The following is an 18,565-nucleotide window of genomic DNA, read 5'->3' on the forward strand; positions in this document are numbered from 1 at the left end:
GCTTGGTTCGTGCAGGCACCTGCATTATGTGAGAAGCGCGAAAACTCCCCGAGGCGAAAATGACCGTCACCCGTCAGCAAGTCATCGACAGGCTCAGCTCCATCAAGGGGCCTGATCTAGAAGGGGACATCATCTCGCTTGGCCTCGTTTCGGAAATTTTCATTGCCGGCGGCAAGGTTTTTTTCTCTATTACGGTGCCTGCTTCGCGGGCGCAGGAACTGGAGCCGCTACGCGAGGCTGCCGAGCGGGCGGTAAAGGAACTGCCTGGCGTCAAAGGCGCGGTCGTCGCGCTCACGGCGGAGCGGCGGGGGGGGATGGGCTCGCCCCCGGCACCGCCCCAGCGCCCGCCGCAAGTTCAAGCCCGTCCGCCCGCAGTGCCACAAGGATCCCATCCGGCAAAGGCGGGTGTGCCCGGGGTCGATGCCATCATCGCCGTGGCCAGCGGCAAGGGCGGTGTTGGCAAGTCAACGACTGCGGCAAACCTTGCGCTCGGTCTGGCAGCCCTTGGATTGAAGGTCGGCCTTCTCGACGCCGATATTTACGGTCCCTCCGTGCCACGGCTTCTTGGCATCAAGGGCAAGCCGGAGATGACGGAGGGCAAGAAACTGAAGCCTATGGAAGCGTTCGGGCTTCAGGTCATGTCCATCGGCTTTCTCGTGGAAGAGGAAACCCCGATGATCTGGCGCGGGCCGATGGTCATGTCGGCGCTGCGTCAATTGCTCCGCGACGTGCAATGGGGACCGCTCGACGTCATGGTGGTCGACATGCCGCCGGGAACGGGCGATGCGCAGCTAACCATGGCGCAGCAGGTGCCTCTCGCGGGCGCGGTGATTGTCTCTACGCCGCAGGATCTGGCACTGATCGATGCGCGAAAGGGGCTCAACATGTTCCGCCGCGTCGAGGTGCCGGTGCTGGGGATCGTCGAGAACATGAGCTATTTCATCGCGCCCGACACAGGCAAGCGCTATGACATTTTCGGCCATGGGGGCGCGCGTGCGGAGGCAGAGCGGCTCGGCGTGCCCTTCCTGGGCGAAGTCCCGCTGACGATGGATGTGCGGGAGTCCTCTGACGCGGGCACTCCGATTGTCGTCGGGGCGCCCGAAAGCGCGCAGGCCCGAACCTACCGGCGGATCGCTTCTCAGGTGCATGAATCACTTCAGGCCAGTCGTATGACAGGCGCTGCGGGGCCCGCCATCGTGTTCGAATGACTGCTAACGATGCGCGGGCAACGTCTAGCGATGCTTGTTCAGGCGTTCTGCTCGGCTTCTGTCCCGCTGACACGGGCATTAAAATCTGCGAAGAACTGCGCCGCGAGCTTCTTTGAGGTGGATTGGACGAGGCGACTTCCAAGCTGCGCAATCTTGCCGCCAACCTCGGCCTTGGCCTGATAGGCAAGAATGGTGGTTTCCCCGCCAACCGCCTTCAACGATACGTCGGCGGCTCCCTTTGCAAAGCCGGCTACGCCACCCTTGCCTTCGCCGGAAATGGTGTAGGAGTTCGGTGGATCGAGATTTGTCAGCTCCACCGTTCCGTTGAAGCGTGCCTTGATCGGCCCGATCTTGAGCGAGACTGTTGCTGCAAATTGGGTGTCGGATGTCTTTTCCAGGGCTTCGCAACCGGGAATGCAGTCCTTCAGCACTTCCGGATCGTTAAGCGCTTGCCACACCGCCTCTACTGGAGCGGGTATCCGTTCCTCACCCTCGATCATCATGGCCATAGAGCGCCTCCCTCAAACAGTTCATGGCTAACCCAGGCAAGGGTGCATGTCCATCCATTGCCTTGCCAGCAACCGATGATGCAGTATCCGCCGAGTGGAAGAAGGAAAGGCCGGCACGATGACACAGGGCGCTGGGAAGAGGCGGTTGCGTTCGCAGGAATGGTTCGACAATCCCGACAATCCGGGAATGACGGAACTCTACCTTGAGCGCTATCTCAACTATGGTCTTACGCGTGAGGAGCTGCAGTCCGGAAGGCCAGTAATCGGGATTGCCCAAACCGGTTCGGATCTTGCGCCCTGCAACCGCCATCATGTCGAACTGGCCAAGCGGGTGAAGGCAGGCATTCGCGATGCCGGAGGTATTCCTATCGAGTTTCCATGCCACCCCATTCAGGAGACAGGGAAGCGGCCCACGGCGGCGCTCGACCGCAATCTTACCTATCTGGCGCTTGTGGAAGTGCTCTACGGCTATCCGCTGGACGGAGTTGTCCTTACCATCGGCTGCGACAAGACCACGCCTGCGCTGCTCATGGGCGCGGCAACGCTGGACATTCCGGCTATCGCCCTTTCAGTAGGCCCCATGCTCAACGGCTGGTATGGCGGGCGGCGCGTCGGTTCCGGCACAGTGATTTGGGAAGCGCGGCGAAGGCTTGCCGCCGGCGAGATCACCGAGCAGCAATTCACCGAGATGACGGCTGCCTCCGCTCCTTCCGCGGGCTTTTGCAACACGATGGGAACGGCATCCACGATGAATTCGCTGGCTGAGGTGCTGGGAATGCAATTGCCCGGTTCGGCTGCCATTCCCGCGCCCTATCGGGAGCGTGCGCAGATGGCCTATGAGACAGGCCGGCGTATCGTGAGCATGGTCCATGAGGATGCGAAGCCTTCGGACATCATGACGCGTAAAGCTTTCGAGAACGCTATCGCCGTCAATTCGGCGCTTGGCGGCTCGACAAATGCGCCGATCCACCTGAACGCACTGGCGCGCCATCTGGGTATTCCGCTCGACAACGATGACTGGCAGCAGATCGGCCACCATATACCGCTGCTCGTCAATCTTCAGCCGGCGGGGGAGTATCTGGGCGAGGACTTCCACCGTGCCGGAGGGGTACCTGCCGTTGTGGCGGAGCTTATGAAGGCGGATCTTCTGCCACATCCGGACGCGATGACGGTGAACGGCCGCACCCTGAAGGAAAATTGCCAAAGCGCGGTGACAATCGATTCCGATGTGATACGCCCTGTTGCCAAGCCGCTTAAGGAAAACGCTGGCTTTATCAACCTTAAGGGCAACCTGTTCGACAGCGCGATCATGAAGACCAGCGTGATCTCTGCGGAATTCCGTGAACGTTACCTTTCCAATCCGGACGATCCGTCCGCTTTTGAGGGAAGGGCGATCGTTTTCGACGGGCCTGAAGATTATCATGCCCGCATCGACGATCCGGCCCTTGAAGTCGATGAGAACTGCATCCTGGTCATGCGCGGCACGGGGCCGGTCGGCTATCCGGGCTCTGCAGAGGTGGTGAACATGCGTCCGCCGGACTATGTTCTGAAAAACGGGATCGAAGCCTTGCCCTGTATCGGCGACGGCCGCCAGTCAGGAACTTCCGGGTCTCCTTCCATCCTCAATGCTTCGCCTGAGGCTGCAGTGGGCGGCAATCTTGCTCTGGTGAAAACGGGCGACCGCATTCGCGTCGATCTCAATAGCGGACGCGCCGATATGCTCGTGAGCGAGGAGGAACTGGAGGAACGGCGCGCGGAACTTGTTGCAAGGGGCGGCTATGCCTCTCCGGCGCACCAGACACCTTGGCAGGAAATCCAGCGCTCGCTGGTAGACGATCTTGCGCACGGAATGGTGCTGAAGCCCGCCGTCACCTATCGCCGGATCGCCCGCGAAAAGGGAATACCACGCGACAATCACTGAGGCTGGCACCCCTCAGGAAGCGGCCGGGCGAGATCCGGAAAGGGACGTTCACGTGGCAGCGGAAGTTGTCCGGCCGCGGCGGCAAGCTCACGGATACCTGGCGCGATTTGCTGCAGGGGGATGGATGAGATGCCAAGGCGCATGTAGGTGCGCGGATGGGTCGGTCCGTGGAAGAAACGCGCCCCCGGCTCCACTATGACGCCGCGCGATCGGGCTGCCCTGGCAAGTGCCGCCGTGTCCGCTCCAGAAGGATTTTCGAGCCAGACGGACGTGCCGCCGGTCATATCTGTCGCTCGCCATCCTGGCATGTACTGGTGGATTGCATCGAGCAGTTCCTTCCTTCGCTCTTCGAAAGCGGCCGACAATCTGCGCACCAGTGCATCGTGATGTCCGAGGGAAAGAAAGAGCGCAACGGCGCGCTGGTTGTTGGTGGGCGGATGGCGCAGCATGAGACGGCGCAAGGCTCTCAGTTCTGCCACCAGTTCGGCGGGCGCCACGATGTAGCCCAGCCGCAGACCAGGCGCCAGCGTCTTCGACATGGAACCGACATAGATGACACGTCCGGTATGATCGAACCCTTTAAGGGCTTCCTCCGGCGCCTCTACGTCAAGCTGACTGTCATAATCGTCCTCGATGACGATCCAGTCATTCTCCTCTGCACGCGTAAGCAGCCTTGAGCGGCGCTCGCCGCTGAGGCGGACCATGGAAGGGCAATGATGGTTCGGCGTAGCGAAGACGAAATCCGCATCATTAGGGATGGCTTCCACCATCATGCCTTCTTCGTCCACGGGCACAGGCAGGATCTGCGCTCCGGTAAGGCGGAAGATCGAACGTGCGTCGGGATAGCCCGGATCCTCCATGGCCACGCGGGAGCCGCGATGCACGAGCAGTGTGGAAAGCATGTAGATGGCGTGCTGGGCGCCAAGCGTGACGATGATCTCGTCCGGATTGGCAAAGATGCCGCGCCGTGGCAGGAGCCTGGCCTGAATCTGCTCGATAAGGAGAGGATCGTCCTGATCGACCATGTCCGCTGCCCAATTGCGAATTTCAAGCACTGCCAGAGCCATGCGGTTGCATTCGCGCCATTCGGCTGTGGGAAAAAGGGAAGGGTCGAACTGGCCATAGACGAACGGGTACGAGGAATGCAGCCAGTTCCTCCTGCTGGGCGCCCCCGGCATCTCGCTTGCTGTTACCTGGCGGCGCGCCTTCCAGTCGATCCTCGCCACCTGTCGCGCGTTGCGCGGCGCGCTGGGGGGCGTGGAAAGCACTTCCGGATTGACGAAATGGCCACGCCGTTCCCGCGCAATCAGGAAGCCTTGATCGACGAGTTGTTGGAAGGCGAGAACAACGGTGCCGCGCGCAACACCAAGCGTGTCCGCAAGGACGCGGCAGGAGGGCAATGGCATGGAAGGGGCAATCTGCCGGTCGAGAATTGCCGAGACAATGGCCTGGCGAATCTGTGCCTGCAAGGTTTGCGACGAATCAGGGGAAATCTTGATGAGCCCCGTCCACAGGGCCGTGTCGTTTCTGGCAGGCATGATTCCTCTCTCACCGGTGAGCGTACCGCTGGGGAAACTTTGCCGCAAGCCTGGACTAAGGCTTTAAGCCAACGACGGTCTGGCTGCTCGAACCTTGCGGTACCGAGGGCGTTGAGGCATGGATCTTTCGCCCGCGTGATTTGCCGCGCGGGCGCGTCGTGCTGGTCGAAGGCGATGCCAGTATGAGCAAAGGAGCTGCATCATGGGAGCTTATCGAGACGCACTGGAAGCATTGCGCAGACACCGTCGCGAGAACGAGGATTTCGACCTTAAGGCTGCATTTGCAGCCGATGCGGAGCGGTTCAGGCGCTACTCCCTCCCGTTCGACGACATGCTGCTCGACTTTTCCAAATGCGCGGTAAGCCAGCAAACACTCGACCTGCTTCTCCGCGTTGCGCGTGCCGCGGGCGTTGCAGATCGGCGCGACGCGATGTTTGCCGGAGACAGGATCAACATTACCGAGAACCGTGCCGTTCTCCATGTGGCATTGCGCGGCGGCGCGGGAGAGCAAGTGCTGCTCGACGGTAAGGATGTGATGCCGGAGGTGGAGCGTGTGCTTTCCGCCATGGCTGGCTTTTCGGCAGATGTGCGCGCCGGCCGGCTTAAGGGCGCCACCGGCAAGCCCTTTACCGATGTCGTCAATATTGGCATCGGCGGTTCCGATCTTGGCCCGGCCATGGCCACGCTCGCACTTGCGCCTTATCATGACGGCCCAAGGTTGCACTATGTCTCGAATGTCGACGGCGCGCATATTGCGGACACGCTGAAGGGGCTTAATCCGGACACGACGCTCTTCATCATCGCTTCAAAGACCTTCACCACGGTCGAGACCATGACCAACGCGGCCACGGCGCGCGGCTGGATCATCCAGGGGCTGGGGGCGGAGGCGGTCGGAGCGCATTTTGCTGCCGTTTCGACCGCGCTCGACAAGGTAGCCGCCTTCGGCATCCCGGAGGACCGCGTCTTCGGCTTCTGGGACTGGGTGGGCGGACGATATTCGCTCTGGTCGGCGATCGGCCTTCCAGTGATGATCGCAGTTGGCGAGAAAAACTTTCGCACGCTGCTTGCCGGGGCCGCGGCCATGGACCGGCATTTCGGCCAGCAGCCTCTGGAGGCCAACATGCCCGTTCTTCTCGGACTTATCGGTTTTTGGCACCGCGTCATCTGTGGGTATCCCGCCCGCGCTGTGATCCCCTATGACCAGCGGCTTTCCCGCCTTCCTGCCTATCTGCAGCAGCTCGACATGGAATCGAACGGCAAGAGTGTGACCCTGGACGGATTCCCGGTTTCAAACCCCAGCGGGCCGCTCGTCTGGGGAGAGCCCGGCACGAACGGGCAGCATGCCTTCTTCCAGCTTCTGCACCAGGGGACGGATATCATCCCTGTTGAGTTCATCCTCGCGGCAGAAGGGCACGAGCCGGGAATGGAGCATCACCATGACCTGCTTGTCGCCAATTGCCTTGCCCAATCGGAGGCGCTGATGAAGGGGCGCACGCTGAAAGAGGCGGAGGAGCAGCTTCGCGCCAGGGGCATGTCCGAGAAGGAGGCTGCGGCCCTTGCGCCCCACAGGGTTTTCCCCGGCAACAGGCCATCCGTCACCATCATTCACCGCCGGCTCGACCCATTCGCTCTTGGAAGGCTGATCGCGTTATACGAACACCGCGTTTTCGTGGAGGCCGCGCTGTTGGGCATCAATGCCTTCGATCAGTGGGGTGTGGAACTGGGGAAGGAGCTTGCAACCGAGCTTCTGCCCGTGGTGGAGGGGCGGAAGAGTGCCGGAGACCGCGACAGCTCCACCGTCGGGCTTGTGGAATATGTGGCTCGATTGCGCAGCATGTAGCCACTCTGCCCGGGAGGGTCTTCCTACCCAAGCGGCGCATGTATCGGTGTGCGAGCGGACCCCGCACACCGGAAGCGATCAGACCTCCTTGAGCGCAGTGACCTGAATCTCGACCTTCAGGCGCGGGTCGGCAAGACGCGACTCGACGCATGCACGGACCGGGGCGTGTCCTTCTGGCACCCAAGCCTCCCACACCTCGTTCATCGCGCTGAAATCACCTATGTCGGCAAGCCAGATCTGGGCGCCGAGCAGCTTTGTCTTGTCGGTGCCAGCTTCGGCAAGAAGCTCATCAATACGCGCCAGGATATCCTTCGTCTGGCCGGACACATCGAGCGCCGCATCGCGCGCAACCTGCCCGGCAAGCAAGACGATCGTGCCATTTGAGGGATATTCAACGATCTGGCTCATGCGAGCGCTGGTATGATGCCTACGTATCACGGTTTCTTCCTCTGTTTCTATGGTTGCAAGTCATTTGCCCGAAGGCCGGAAGGTTCAGATCGAAGCGTCCGGCAACGCGTCCCGCCCAGCCGTGCAGCCTTGATCGACCGGATGATCTCCATTTCCTTCTGCAGTACTGACGAAGGTCAGTGGGGAATCACGGCCAGGACGAGCCCGGTTGCACCGGACGCATTCACTGTTTGCGGCGGTGCTGTCCAGTCTGCTGTTTGCGCGAACAAGGATGTGCGATGGCGTTTGTTTCCGGGTACCGGTCGAACAGTCGCATGTTAACGGCCGCGTGATGCAAAGACGAGACTAAAGTAACTTCCTTGACACTCTTGGAAGCGGGACGGCGATATTGAGGTTTGCCCCGCCAGCACATCCGAGCCGATAGGGCCCGTGGCGCTATTGAGACTTTGCAAACGCTTACTCCGGCGTCACCTTGCCGCGCATCTTCTTGATGGCAGAGCGCCCTGCCTTCGTCTTCAGCCGGCGCTCGATCGCGCCTTTCGAAGGACGGGTTTTCTTGCGCGGCTTCGGCGGTGGTTCGGATGCACGCATCAGAAGCGCAGCGAGGCGAGCGCGAGCGTCTGCCCGATTCTGTTCCTGGGTGCGGAAGCGGGCCGCCTCGATCACGATCTCGCCTTCCTTTGTGGCCCGGTTGCCCGCCAGCTTGAGCGCCTGTACGCGCACATGTTCCGGCAGGTGCCGGGCAGCCGTCACACGGAAGCGGAGCTGCACTGCGGTCGCAACCTTGTTGACGTTCTGCCCGCCGGGACCGGAAGCGCGGATGAACTGCTCTTCGAGTTCGTCCTCATCCACCCGGATTCCCGGTCTTATCTGAAGACCGTCTTCGCTCATGGGTTGCCTTCGTTCGGAGGGCGAGCGCGCGCTCACCCTTGCTTCACGAAGAGAATGAACCGGCCCGGTGCTGCCGTGCAAGCCTATTCGGCAGCTTGTCGTATCTGCGGCGAGGCATCGAGAACATCGGCTTCGACATGTGCTTCGAATATCTCGAAGTTGCTCGCAAACATGCCAACCAGCTTCTCTGCCTGCGCGTCATAGGCTGCTTTGTCAGCCCAGGTGGCGCGCGGGTCGAGGATCGTACGGTCTATGCCGGGAACGGCGACGGGCACAGCGAAACCGAAATGCGGATCGGTGCGGAACTCGGTTTCACGAAGCGAGCCGTCGAGTGCAGCGGTAAGCAGAGCCCGGGTAACGCTGATAGGTATGCGGTGGCCGGTGCCATAGGCGCCGCCGGTCCAGCCTGTATTGACCAGCCAGCAATCAACCTGGTGCCGGGCGATGAGGTCGCGCAGCAGATTGCCGTAGACCGATGGATGGCGCGGCATGAAGGGAGCGCCAAAGCATGTGGAGAAGGTGGCTTCCGGCTCGGTCACGCCTCGTTCGGTGCCCGCGACCTTGGCGGTGTAGCCGGAAAGGAAGTGGTACATTGCCTGAGCTGGCGTCAACCTGGCAATGGGCGGCATAACGCCGAAAGCGTCCGCCGTGAGCATGATGATGTTTCGCGGATGGCTCGCCTGCCCCGTCTTGCTGGCATTCGATATGTAGGGGAGCGGATAGGCGGCGCGGGTGTTCTCCGTCAGGCTTCCATCGTCGAAGTCCGGGACTCTTTGCTCATCCAGCACGACATTTTCAAGAACGGTGCCGAAGCGGCGCGTGGTGGAGAAGATCTCCGGTTCCGCGTCCGGGCAGAGGCGGATCGTCTTGGCATAGCATCCGCCCTCGAAGTTGAAGATGCCATCCGGACCCCAACCGTGCTCGTCGTCGCCGATGAGCGTGCGCGTCGGATCGGCCGAAAGGGTGGTCTTTCCGGTGCCGGACAGGCCGAAGAAAATGGCCACGTCATCCTCTGGCCCTACATTTGCCGAGCAGTGCATAGGCATGACGCCGCGTGTGGGCAGAATATGGTTGAGCGCCGTAAAAACCGACTTCTTCATTTCGCCCGCATAGGCCGTTCCGCCTATGAGCACGATCATGCGCGTAAGATCGATGGCGATCACCGTTTCGCTGCGGCATCCATGACGCGCAGGGTCTGCCCGGAAGGACGGCAAGTCGATCACCGTCATGGCAGGAACGAAGCTCGCAAGACTCTGGCGCGAGGGACGGATGAGCAGATTCCGAATGAAGAGTGAATGCCAAGCATATTCTGTGACAACGCGAACCGGTAGCGCATTGTCCGGATCGGCCCCGCCGATCAGATCCTGTACGAAAAGATCCAGATTTTCCGCATGGCGCTTGAAGTCTTCAAAGAGCACATCGAACTGCTCACGCGTGATGCCCTTGTTGTTGTCCCACCAGATAGCGTCCTCGGTGTCGGAGTCGCGGACAATGAATTTATCTTTGGGTGAGCGCCCCGTGTGCTGGCCAGTCTCCGCCACGAGCGCGCCATGCGCCGTCAGCCGCGCCTCTCCGCGTCGCGTTGCCTCCTCGTAGAGATAAGGCGGGGTGAGATTGAAATGAATTGTCCCTTTCGGGTTCAATCCGCTCTTTTCGATACCATATGCGGGGTTACGGACGCCGGTTTCTTTCATAGGTCACTACCAGATCGCGTTAATGAAGGGCCGGCACAAACCCGGCTAGGCTGAACATATAGGGTGCTCAAGTCTGAAGCAGAAAAACCGAGCATTTTCAAATCATTAATCGATTTAGATGTTTTTAGAACAGTTTAAATCGGTTATAATCATCGCCGCTCCTTTGCCTGTCGGAACAATGCGCGGGGAAATGTTCGCCTTGGATAAGCTTTGCCTTGCGTGAAACCGTCGCACTGCCGGTGACACCCGAAGCCATGTGTGCCACATTTTGTACCCAATTTGTCCTGCAACTGCCGCCGGCAGACGCAGTTTAAAGGGACGCACCACGATGAGGGAGCCAGTGGAAATGGCAACAATCGCGCTCGTTGATGACGACCGGAACATCCTCACATCCGTCTCGATTGCGCTGGAATCAGAAGGCTACCGCGTCGAAACCTACACGGACGGCGCATCGGCGCTGGAGGGGCTCAGCGCCCGGCCGCCGTCTCTTGCCATTCTTGATATCAAGATGCCACGCATGGACGGAATGGAGCTTCTACGCCGTCTTCGCCAGAAGAGCGACATGCCGGTTATCTTCCTGACGTCAAAGGATGACGAGATCGACGAGTTGTTCGGGCTGAAGATGGGCGCTGACGATTTCGTCCGCAAGCCATTTTCACAGCGGCTTCTCGTTGAGCGGGTCCGGGCGGTCTTGCGGCGGGCGAGTGCGCGCGAAGGGGTTGCGAAGGCGTCTGACAAGCAGTCGCGCTCGCTTGAGCGCGGTCATCTCGTCATGGATCAGGAACGCCACACCTGTACGTGGAAGGGAGAAGCGGTTACTCTTACAGTGACCGAATTCCTTATTCTGCATGCCTTGGCCCAGCGCCCGGGTGTTGTGAAAAGCCGTGATGCGCTCATGGATTCGGCTTATGACGAACAAGTCTATGTTGACGACCGGACGATTGATAGCCACATCAAGCGCCTTCGAAAGAAGTTCAAGGCGGTCGATAGTGAATTCGACATGATTGAGACGCTCTACGGGGTTGGATACCGATTCCGAGAGGCATGACGGGACATTTTGCGCTGCATGGCCATTGAGGCTGGAGAAACCGTCGAGGCAAGCAAGGAGCGTTCCTTCGTTCCGCAGGAAAGGACGGGTCATGGCGGCCGCGCCTGGCCACTGAGGCGCCTATCGCTGTCAGTACGGCGCGTGCTGGGGCACTTCATGTTCTCCAGCCTGACCCGCCGAATCCTCATCCTCAACTTCGCCGCCATTGGCGTGCTGGTCGTAGGGATCCTCTACATCAACCAGTTTCGGGATGCGCTGATCGACGCGCAGATCGAAAGCCTGCGGACTCAGGGCGGCATCATTGCCGGTGCCATCGCCTCATCGGCGACGGTTGAAACCGATTCCATCATGATCGATCCGGAGAAGCTGCTTGAACTGCAGGCGGGTGACAGCCTGCCGCCTCACAGCGACCAGCTCGAAAGCCTGCGTTTTCCCATCAATCCGGAAATTGTTGCGCCGCTCCTGCAGCGGTTGATCACGCCGGGCAAGACGCGCGCACGCATCTATGACCGGGACGCAAACCTGCTGATCGATTCACGCGGGCTCTATTCGCGCAGCCAGATTCTGCGATACGGGCTGCCAGCGGTCGACGGCGAGGAAAAGGGCGTGCTTGATTGGCTGCACAAACGCGTGACGACCTTTTTCCAGCGCAACGACCTGCCGATCGACAAGGAGCAGCCGGGCGGAAGCGGTGTTGCCTACGAGGAGGTGATGGCCGCACTCACCGGGGGAACAACGGAAGTGGCCCGCCGGCGTAGTGAGCAGGGCGAGTACATCATCTCCGTTGCCGTTCCCATCCAGCGGTTTCGCGCCGTCCTCGGCGTTCTGCAGCTTTCCACCCAGGGCGACATCGACCGTATCATCGCCGAGGAGCGTCAAGCTATCCTACGGGTGTTCGGCGTGGCGGCCATAGTGACAGCAATTCTGTCGCTGCTGCTTGCCTCCACCATTGCGAACCCGTTGCGCCGGCTTGCGGCCGCGGCGATTCGCGTAAGGCGCGGCGTGCGCAGCCGGGAGGAGATTCCCGACTTCTCGCATCGTCAGGATGAAATTGGCAATCTGTCCGTAGCACTGAGGGATATGACCAAGGCGCTCTACGCCCGCATCGATGCCATCGAAAGCTTTGCAGCCGACGTCGCGCACGAGTTGAAGAATCCGCTCACCTCGCTGGGGAGTGCTGTGGAGACGCTGCCGTTGGTAAAGGATCAGAAGTCGCGGGACCGGCTGATGGAAATCATCCAGCACGACGTGCGACGGCTTGACCGTCTGATTACCGACATTTCCGACGCTTCTCGCCTCGATGCCGAGTTCGTGCGGGAGGAGGCCGAACCTATAGATTTCGAACGGCTGGTCGGCGACCTTGTGTCGGCCGCCCGTGATGTGGGCAGCAGGAAAAAGAAGGTGGAGATAGACTTCAGGGTCGAGGGAAAGCCCGACCAGAGTTTTGTGGTGCCAGGCCACGATTTGCGCCTCGGGCAGGTGATTGCCAACCTGATAGAGAATGCGCGTTCCTTCGTTCCCGACGAGGGCGGGCGGATAAAGCTTGAACTGTCGCGCAGCGCAAGGCGCATCATTCTGACCGTGGATGATAACGGGCCGGGCATTCGCGCAGACGATATCGAGCGGATCTTCGAGCGATTTTACACGGACCGTCCTTCCGGGGAGGCGTTCGGGCAGAACTCCGGACTTGGCCTCTCCATTAGTAGGCAGATTATTGAAGCCCATGGCGGCACTCTGATGGCGAAGAATATCCCCGGGATGAAGCCGGGTGAGGTGCGGGGCGCACGCTTCGTGATCTCGCTGCCGGCCGAGGATTGAAGCCTTGTCATCCAACCATCACGGGAGCCTGGTGCTTGCAGGAGAGCAGGGCGTGTTCATCACCGGCGCCTCCGGTTCGGGCAAGACGACGCTTGCGCTTGCGTTGCTTGGCCATTGCGCCCTGCACGGGATTTTTGGGCGCCTGGTTTCCGACGATCAGGTGCTTTTGAAAACGGCGGCCGGGCGGCTCATGGGCAGTACCCCGCAGGCGATCGCGGGGCTTGTCGAAGCCCATGGTTTAGGACCTGCACAAATTGTGCATGAGCCGGCGACTCTGATCGATCTGATGGTCCGGCTGGTGCCGGAGGAACAGGCACCACGTGTCGAGGATGGAGAGGAGGCCAAGCTCGAAGGCGTTGTCGTGCCATGCCTTCTCTTGCCCGCGCGAAATGCTGCGGCATCATCCATGGCCATTGCGGCAAGACTCCGGCTAGCACCCTTTGGGTGAAAAATTGTCGCGCTATTGTCAAAAAGGATAAAGAAAACCCAGTTTCAGCTTGTCATTAGGCACTACGTCGACAAGATTGCGCTCCTGGCGAATGCCTGGTGCAGCAATGCCCAGGCATTTCTACGGACTACACAGCCGCTGGAACGGGAGTGATGGCGTGACAGCCTCGCAAGTCGGAAATGGGAAAGCGCGGCAAAACTTGTCTGGAAGCGTGCGGGCTTGGGTGTAATGATCGGGGTCGTTCTGGTGACGCATGGGCGCCTAGCGGAGGAATTCAGGCATGCTCTGGAGCATGTTGTGGGGCCGCAGGAAAATTTCGAAACCGTTTCCATCGGTGCTGACGATGACATGGAACAGCGCAGACGAGATATTGTCGACGCGGTCAGGCGGGCCGATACAGGGTCGGGTGTGATCATCCTGACCGACATGTTCGGCGGTACGCCATCCAACCTGGCAATTTCGGTAATGGATCCTAGTCGGGTTGAAGTCGTAGCGGGCGTGAACCTGCCCATGCTCATCAAGCTGTCCAGTGTACGAGCGGAAAACGACATGGAACTGGCGCTCACCCAGGCTCAGGCGGCCGGCCGTAAATATATCAACGTGGCAAGCCAGGTACTCAACGCCAAATGAACGGTGCCTCGTCCGATAATCACGATGAGGGCGCGGTGGTTGTCCGGGATTTCGACATCATAAATCAGCGCGGCCTACACGCTCGCGCATCCGCGAAGTTCGTTCAGCTCGTTGCCGGTTATAACGCCAAGGTTACCGTGGAGAAGGACGGCATCCGTGTAGGGGGCACCTCCATTATGGGATTGATGATGCTCGCTGCCAGCTCCGGCTGCTGTATTCGCGTAACCGCGCAGGGCGCCCAGGCACAGGAAGTTATCGACGCGCTCGACGAACTGATCAAACAGCGTTTCGGCGAAGAATGCTGATCGGTCGGCGGTAGCTGCTTGCAGCATATGTACAGATAAAGATTTCCTTATGCGTCCGATTGTCGGCTGCAATCCGATCTGCTAACCAGTCCACACATTCGCGCTACTCTACGCGCAATCGATGTTCAAGCTGGAGCTGAACCAATGGCCGCCGAAGACTTTGTCATTGCCGATATTTCCCTTGCCCCCTGGGGCCGGAAGGAGATCGAGATCGCCGAGACCGAGATGCCCGGCCTGATGGCGTGTCGGCAAGAGTTCGGCGAGACGAAACCTTTGACCGGTGCGCGCATCTCCGGTTCACTGCATATGACCATTCAAACGGCAGTCTTGATTGAGACACTCAAGGTCCTCGGGGCCGAGGTTCGCTGGGCTTCCTGTAACATCTTCTCCACCCAGGACCATGCCGCTGCCGCTATCGCCGAGACGGGCACGCCCGTCTTTGCGGTGAAGGGCGAAACGCTTGAAGAATATTGGGATTACACGGACCGTATATTCCAGTGGCCGGATGGTGGGCGTTCCAACATGATTTTGGACGATGGAGGCGACGCTACCATGTACATCCTGCTCGGCGCGCGCGCGGAGGCGGGCGAGGATGTGCTTTCCGATCCAGGTAGCGAGGAGGAGGAAGTTCTTTTCGCACAGATCAGGAAGCGCATGGCGGCAACGCCCGGCTTTTTCACGCGCCAGCGCGACGCCATCCGCGGAGTGACGGAGGAGACCACGACCGGTGTCAACCGCCTTTATCAACTTCAGAAACAGGGATTTTTGCCTTTCCCGGCCATCAATGTGAACGATTCCGTCACCAAGTCGAAATTCGACAACAAATACGGGTGCAAGGAATCGCTGGTGGACGGCATTCGCCGCGCCACAGACGTGATGATGGCGGGCAAGGTAGCCATCGTCTGCGGCTATGGTGACGTGGGCAAGGGATGTGCACAATCCCTCGTGGGGGCGGGTGCGCGCGTCAAGGTGACCGAGGCGGACCCTATCTGTGCCTTGCAGGCGGCGATGGACGGCTTCGAGGTGGTGACACTGGACGAGGCCGTTTCGACCGCCGACATCGTGATCACGGCCACCGGCAACAAGGATGTTGTTGCCGTCGATCACATGCGCAAGATGAAGGACATGGCTATTGTCGGCAATATCGGCCATTTCGACAATGAGATTCAGGTGGCCGCCCTGCGCAATTACAAATGGACGAACATTAAGCCGCAGGTGGACATGATCCAGTTCCCTGACGGTAAGCGCATTATCCTGCTTTCGGAAGGCCGCCTGCTCAATTTGGGCAACGCAACGGGGCACCCCAGCTTTGTAATGTCCGCCTCTTTTACCAACCAGGTTCTGGCGCAGATCGAGCTGTGGTCGCGGGCGGGCCAGTACGAGAATAGCGTTCACGTCCTGCCGAAGCATCTCGACGAGAAGGTGGCGCGGCTTCATTTGAGCAAGCTGGGCGTAAAGCTCACCGAGCTTACGCCGGAGCAAGCAGCGTATATCGGCGTCAGCCCACAGGGACCCTTCAAGCCAGATCATTACCGGTACTGACCGCTTTCGCCCGCGATAATCGGCTTTGGAGCGAATAACAGCCTGACCCGATCGATAGTCCGGCTTCAAATTTGTCTCGCGACCTCCTTCACGCCGATTCCCTCAACGGTTACAGTGCACTGATTCGAGGGAACGCCGATCCAGCGGCGTTTACGGGGCAATAGGATATTGATGCGGCGGAGAGGAACAAGGCATGCCGTGGCTGGACCCGCTGTGGAGCGGGGCTGCGGGGTCTCAGGACCCAAAAGCCAGTGACGGGCTTCGGACGGGGCTTCGACCCGCGTTCGGTGCCGGCAAGACAAAGAGCTGGAAAGCTTTGAGCCGGGGCCTGGCCTCGCTGCCGCTTCTTATCTGCTCCTTGTTGCCCGAAACTGCCCAAGCAGCGCAGCAGGCCGCCAGCTTGCCGCGAAGCAGCATTTCCGTAAATGCGGTGATTCAGTTTGCGGTTTTTGCCGGCGTGATGGGAGCGGCAATCCTCTCCGCGATATGGCTCATCCGCGAGCGCGCCCGCACCGCAGCGGAAAATGCCGAACTCAAGGCCCGTGTAGCGGATCTTTCGGCGGGATTGTCCCGTTCAGAGGCGCTGTTGAACCTTAAAGACCAGCGCATCGTCGCCTGGCAACGGAGCCTGCGCCCGGCTGTCCTCGGCGAACTGCCGATAGAAAGTGGCGCGCCCCAGGAAAGGAGTGCATTCCTCGCTTTTGGCCGGTGGCTGATGCCCAAATCCGCATATGCTCTGGAAAGAGCCGCCGCAGTCTTGAGAGAGCAAGGGACCGCCTTCGACCTCGTTATCGAGACTCAGAAGGGAGGTCTTCTGGAGGTGCAGGGCCGCCGGTCCGGGATTTATTCGGTCGTCCGTTTCGTCTCACTGACCGCCTCTCAGGCCGAGAATGCGCGCGTGAAGCTGGAGTATCAGCGCCTTCTCGCCGATCAGGAGAATGTCCGAAAGCTCCTTGACTCCCTCGAAATGCCTTTTTGGCTGCGGGACGCGGGGGGAAGGTTGAAGTGGGTCAACACCGCCTATGCGCGTGCTGTCGAGGCAGAGGACGCGCAATCGGCAATACGCGACGGCCGCGAACTCCTGACGTCGGCCGCACGGGCAGTGCTGCAGGAGCACCACCTGCGCGATCCCATCTATCACGATGCGGTTTCGACCGTCGTCAAGGGTGAACGGCGTGTCTTTGTCATCACGAATTACGCCGGCAATGACGGCGCTGCCGGGCTTGCGGTCGATACGAGCGAAATCGACGCGCTGAGGCGTGAATATGAAAGTACCTTGCGCAGCCATTCCGACACGCTTGACCAACTCACGACTGCTGTCGCAATCTTCGATGCCAGCCAGGAGCTGAAGTTCTACAATCAGGCCTTCCAGAAACTGTGGAGCCTTGATCCCCGTTTTCTGGACAGCAGGCCAGAGAATGCGCTGTTGCTCGACAGGTTGCGCAGCGAGGGCAAGCTCGCAGAGCAGCCGGAATGGCGGCGCTGGAAGGAGCAGCTTCTTTCCGCCTATCGCTCGGTCGAGCCGCAGGAGCATTGGTGGCACCTTCCCGACGGCCGCACGATCCGCGTCGTTGCTACTCCGCAGCCCAAGGGCGGCGTGACCTGGGTCTTCGAGAACCTGACGGAGAAGATTGATCTGGAGAGCCGCTACAATGCAATAGTCCAGGTGCAGAGCGAGACTCTAGACAACCTCGCCGAGGGTGTCGCTGTGTTCGGGCCTGACGGCCGCCTGCGTCTTTCCAATCCTGCCTTCCGCACGCTTTGGGGCATTCCCGAAAGGCTTGTGCACACCGATACACATATTTCAGTGCTTAAGGCAGCGTGCGACCCAGCCGCGACAAGCAGTCCGTGGGGCGCCTTCGTTGCTGCGGTGACCGGTTTCGATGATGAACGGCGCGATAGCAACGGACGCGCCGAACTCGTGGACGGTACCATCCTCCACTATGCCATTGTCCATTTGCCCAACGGCCAGGTAATGCTGACCTTTGTCGATGTGACGGACAGCGTGAACGTCGAGCGGGCGCTGAAGGAGAAGAACGAGGCGCTGGAGCGAGCAGACAAGCTCAAGGACGATTTCGTGCAGCATGTCTCCTATGAGCTGCGGTCGCCATTGACAAACATTATCGGCTTTACGGAATTGCTTGCGCTGGAGACGACGGGGCCGCTTACCGTCCGGCAGCGCGAATATGTTGACCATATAGGTTCCTCCTCCTCGCTTCTCCTTACGGTGGTGAACGACATTCTCGATCTTGCAACGGTCGATGCTGGCATCATGGAATTGGAAATCAGCGAGGTCGAGCTGAGGCCGTTGCTGGAGGGCGCGGCCGAACTCGTTTCGGACCGACTGCGCGAACATGACATCACGCTCAAGGTGGAGGCAGAGGAGGCGCCCAAGCGCTTTCATGCCGATGGCCACCGTGTGCGCCAGATCCTCTACAATCTTCTTGCCAATGCGGCCAATTACGCGCCAGAGAAAAGCACGATCACCCTTTCGGCTCACAGCAGCGTGAACAGCGTTGAATTTCGCGTACACGATGACGGCCCCGGTGTCTCTCCGGATGTGCTTGCGGCCATCTTCAAGCGTTTTGAAACGCGTCCCAATGGCGGGCGTCGGCGGGGGGCCGGGCTTGGCCTTTCTATCGTCAAGAGCTTCGTCGAACTGCATGGAGGCCATGTGGATATTGAAACGGGTGCGGGCAGGGGGACCACTGTCATCTGCCGGTTCCCGCTGGCCCCGACAGGCGTGAGGGCGGCGGCGGAATAGC

15 protein-coding genes are annotated in these 18,565 nt (G+C 60.2%); 10 read left to right on the forward strand and 5 right to left on the reverse strand.

Annotation, left to right across the window (positions count from 1 at the left end; translation table 11 throughout):
• Positions 1-59: 59 nt before the first annotated feature.
• On the forward strand, positions 60-1,208 hold the full coding sequence (locus tag HUS57_RS17070) for an Mrp/NBP35 family ATP-binding protein (protein ID WP_173935058.1): 1,149 nt from the start codon (positions 60-62) through the stop codon (positions 1,206-1,208).
• A 38-nt stretch (positions 1,209-1,246) separates the two neighbouring features.
• On the opposite strand, the gene HUS57_RS17075 is transcribed toward HUS57_RS17070, so the two are convergent.
• Complete coding sequence (locus HUS57_RS17075; RefSeq protein ID WP_173935059.1) at positions 1,247-1,717, reverse strand: carbon monoxide dehydrogenase subunit G; 471 nt, start codon at positions 1,715-1,717, stop codon at positions 1,247-1,249.
• 118 nt (positions 1,718-1,835) lie between these two features.
• Here HUS57_RS17075 and HUS57_RS17080 point away from each other — a divergent pair, with 118 nt between their 5' ends.
• Positions 1,836-3,638: an IlvD/Edd family dehydratase gene (locus HUS57_RS17080; protein WP_173935060.1), complete on the forward strand. Its 1,803-nt coding sequence runs from the start codon at positions 1,836-1,838 to the stop codon at positions 3,636-3,638.
• Here HUS57_RS17080 and HUS57_RS17085 read toward each other — a convergent pair.
• On the reverse strand, positions 3,632-5,176 hold the full coding sequence (locus tag HUS57_RS17085) for a PLP-dependent aminotransferase family protein (protein ID WP_173935061.1): 1,545 nt from the start codon (positions 5,174-5,176) through the stop codon (positions 3,632-3,634). The two genes, HUS57_RS17080 and HUS57_RS17085, sit on opposite strands and share 7 nt — an antisense overlap.
• Positions 5,177-5,378: 202 nt before the next feature.
• Here HUS57_RS17085 and pgi point away from each other — a divergent pair, with 202 nt between their 5' ends.
• Complete coding sequence (gene pgi / locus HUS57_RS17090) at positions 5,379-7,016, forward strand: glucose-6-phosphate isomerase (RefSeq protein ID WP_173935062.1); 1,638 nt, start codon at positions 5,379-5,381, stop codon at positions 7,014-7,016.
• Between the two features lie 78 nt (positions 7,017-7,094).
• Here the strand turns inward: pgi and HUS57_RS17095 are convergent, their stop codons facing one another.
• From HUS57_RS17095 to HUS57_RS17105, 3 genes are all read right to left on the reverse strand, one after another.
• Positions 7,095-7,424 carry a RidA family protein gene (locus HUS57_RS17095; protein ID WP_173935249.1) on the reverse strand — a complete coding sequence of 110 codons (330 nt, stop codon included), beginning with the start codon at positions 7,422-7,424 and terminating at the stop codon, positions 7,095-7,097.
• A gap of 456 nt (positions 7,425-7,880) precedes the next feature.
• Positions 7,881-8,315, reverse strand: a complete 435-nt coding sequence (arfB, locus tag HUS57_RS17100) for an alternative ribosome rescue aminoacyl-tRNA hydrolase ArfB (RefSeq protein ID WP_173935063.1) — start codon at positions 8,313-8,315, stop codon at positions 7,881-7,883.
• A gap of 83 nt (positions 8,316-8,398) precedes the next feature.
• The gene (locus HUS57_RS17105) at positions 8,399-10,009 is read right to left on the reverse strand and encodes a phosphoenolpyruvate carboxykinase (RefSeq protein ID WP_173935064.1); all 1,611 of its coding nucleotides are present in this window, start codon (positions 10,007-10,009) and stop codon (positions 8,399-8,401) included.
• A 346-nt stretch (positions 10,010-10,355) separates the two neighbouring features.
• Here HUS57_RS17105 and HUS57_RS17110 point away from each other — a divergent pair, with 346 nt between their 5' ends.
• The 7 genes from HUS57_RS17110 (at position 10,356) to HUS57_RS17140 (ending at position 18,564) form a co-directional block, all read left to right on the forward strand.
• Positions 10,356-11,057: a response regulator transcription factor gene (locus HUS57_RS17110; protein ID WP_173935065.1), complete on the forward strand. Its 702-nt coding sequence runs from the start codon at positions 10,356-10,358 to the stop codon at positions 11,055-11,057.
• A gap of 18 nt (positions 11,058-11,075) precedes the next feature.
• A complete protein-coding gene (locus tag HUS57_RS17115; RefSeq protein WP_173935066.1) occupies positions 11,076-12,875 on the forward strand; it encodes a sensor histidine kinase in 1,800 nt (599 codons plus the stop codon).
• A gap of 4 nt (positions 12,876-12,879) precedes the next feature.
• Positions 12,880-13,323, forward strand: a complete 444-nt coding sequence (locus tag HUS57_RS17120) for an HPr kinase/phosphorylase (RefSeq protein WP_173935067.1) — start codon at positions 12,880-12,882, stop codon at positions 13,321-13,323.
• A gap of 228 nt (positions 13,324-13,551) precedes the next feature.
• Positions 13,552-13,953, forward strand: coding sequence for a PTS sugar transporter subunit IIA (locus tag HUS57_RS17125; RefSeq protein ID WP_173935250.1), 402 nt, complete (start codon positions 13,552-13,554; stop codon positions 13,951-13,953).
• On the forward strand, positions 13,950-14,258 hold the full coding sequence (locus HUS57_RS17130; RefSeq protein WP_173935068.1) for an HPr family phosphocarrier protein: 309 nt from the start codon (positions 13,950-13,952) through the stop codon (positions 14,256-14,258). The genes HUS57_RS17125 and HUS57_RS17130 overlap by 4 nt, the downstream gene beginning before the upstream one ends.
• A 144-nt stretch (positions 14,259-14,402) precedes the next feature.
• Entirely contained in the window at positions 14,403-15,800 is a 1,398-nt protein-coding gene (gene ahcY / locus HUS57_RS17135) for an adenosylhomocysteinase (protein ID WP_173935069.1), read from the forward strand.
• A 193-nt stretch (positions 15,801-15,993) separates the two neighbouring features.
• The gene (locus HUS57_RS17140; protein ID WP_173935070.1) at positions 15,994-18,564 is read left to right on the forward strand and encodes a PAS domain-containing sensor histidine kinase; all 2,571 of its coding nucleotides are present in this window, start codon (positions 15,994-15,996) and stop codon (positions 18,562-18,564) included.
• Position 18,565 lies beyond the last annotated feature (1 nt).

Source organism: Chelativorans sp. Marseille-P2723 (assembly GCF_902809845.1).
Classification (GTDB): Bacteria; Pseudomonadota; Alphaproteobacteria; order Rhizobiales; family Rhizobiaceae; genus Chelativorans.

Coding starts and splice junctions, on each gene's coding strand:
- HUS57_RS17075 (WP_173935059.1), bottom strand. CDS start 1,717: ATGGCCATGATGATCGAGGGTGAGGAACGGATACCCGCTCCAGTAGAG.
- HUS57_RS17110 (WP_173935065.1), top strand. CDS start 10,356: ATGGCAACAATCGCGCTCGTTGATGACGACCGGAACATCCTCACATCC.
- HUS57_RS17105 (WP_173935064.1), bottom strand. CDS start 10,009: ATGAAAGAAACCGGCGTCCGTAACCCCGCATATGGTATCGAAAAGAGC.
- arfB (WP_173935063.1), bottom strand. CDS start 8,315: ATGAGCGAAGACGGTCTTCAGATAAGACCGGGAATCCGGGTGGATGAG.
- HUS57_RS17140 (WP_173935070.1), top strand. CDS start 15,994: ATGCCGTGGCTGGACCCGCTGTGGAGCGGGGCTGCGGGGTCTCAGGAC.
- HUS57_RS17130 (WP_173935068.1), top strand. CDS start 13,950: ATGAACGGTGCCTCGTCCGATAATCACGATGAGGGCGCGGTGGTTGTC.
- ahcY (WP_173935069.1), top strand. CDS start 14,403: ATGGCCGCCGAAGACTTTGTCATTGCCGATATTTCCCTTGCCCCCTGG.
- HUS57_RS17085 (WP_173935061.1), bottom strand. CDS start 5,176: ATGCCTGCCAGAAACGACACGGCCCTGTGGACGGGGCTCATCAAGATT.
- HUS57_RS17070 (WP_173935058.1), top strand. CDS start 60: ATGACCGTCACCCGTCAGCAAGTCATCGACAGGCTCAGCTCCATCAAG.
- pgi (WP_173935062.1), top strand. CDS start 5,379: ATGGGAGCTTATCGAGACGCACTGGAAGCATTGCGCAGACACCGTCGC.
- HUS57_RS17125 (WP_173935250.1), top strand. CDS start 13,552: ATGATCGGGGTCGTTCTGGTGACGCATGGGCGCCTAGCGGAGGAATTC.
- HUS57_RS17095 (WP_173935249.1), bottom strand. CDS start 7,424: ATGAGCCAGATCGTTGAATATCCCTCAAATGGCACGATCGTCTTGCTT.
- HUS57_RS17080 (WP_173935060.1), top strand. CDS start 1,836: ATGACACAGGGCGCTGGGAAGAGGCGGTTGCGTTCGCAGGAATGGTTC.
- HUS57_RS17115 (WP_173935066.1), top strand. CDS start 11,076: ATGGCCATTGAGGCTGGAGAAACCGTCGAGGCAAGCAAGGAGCGTTCC.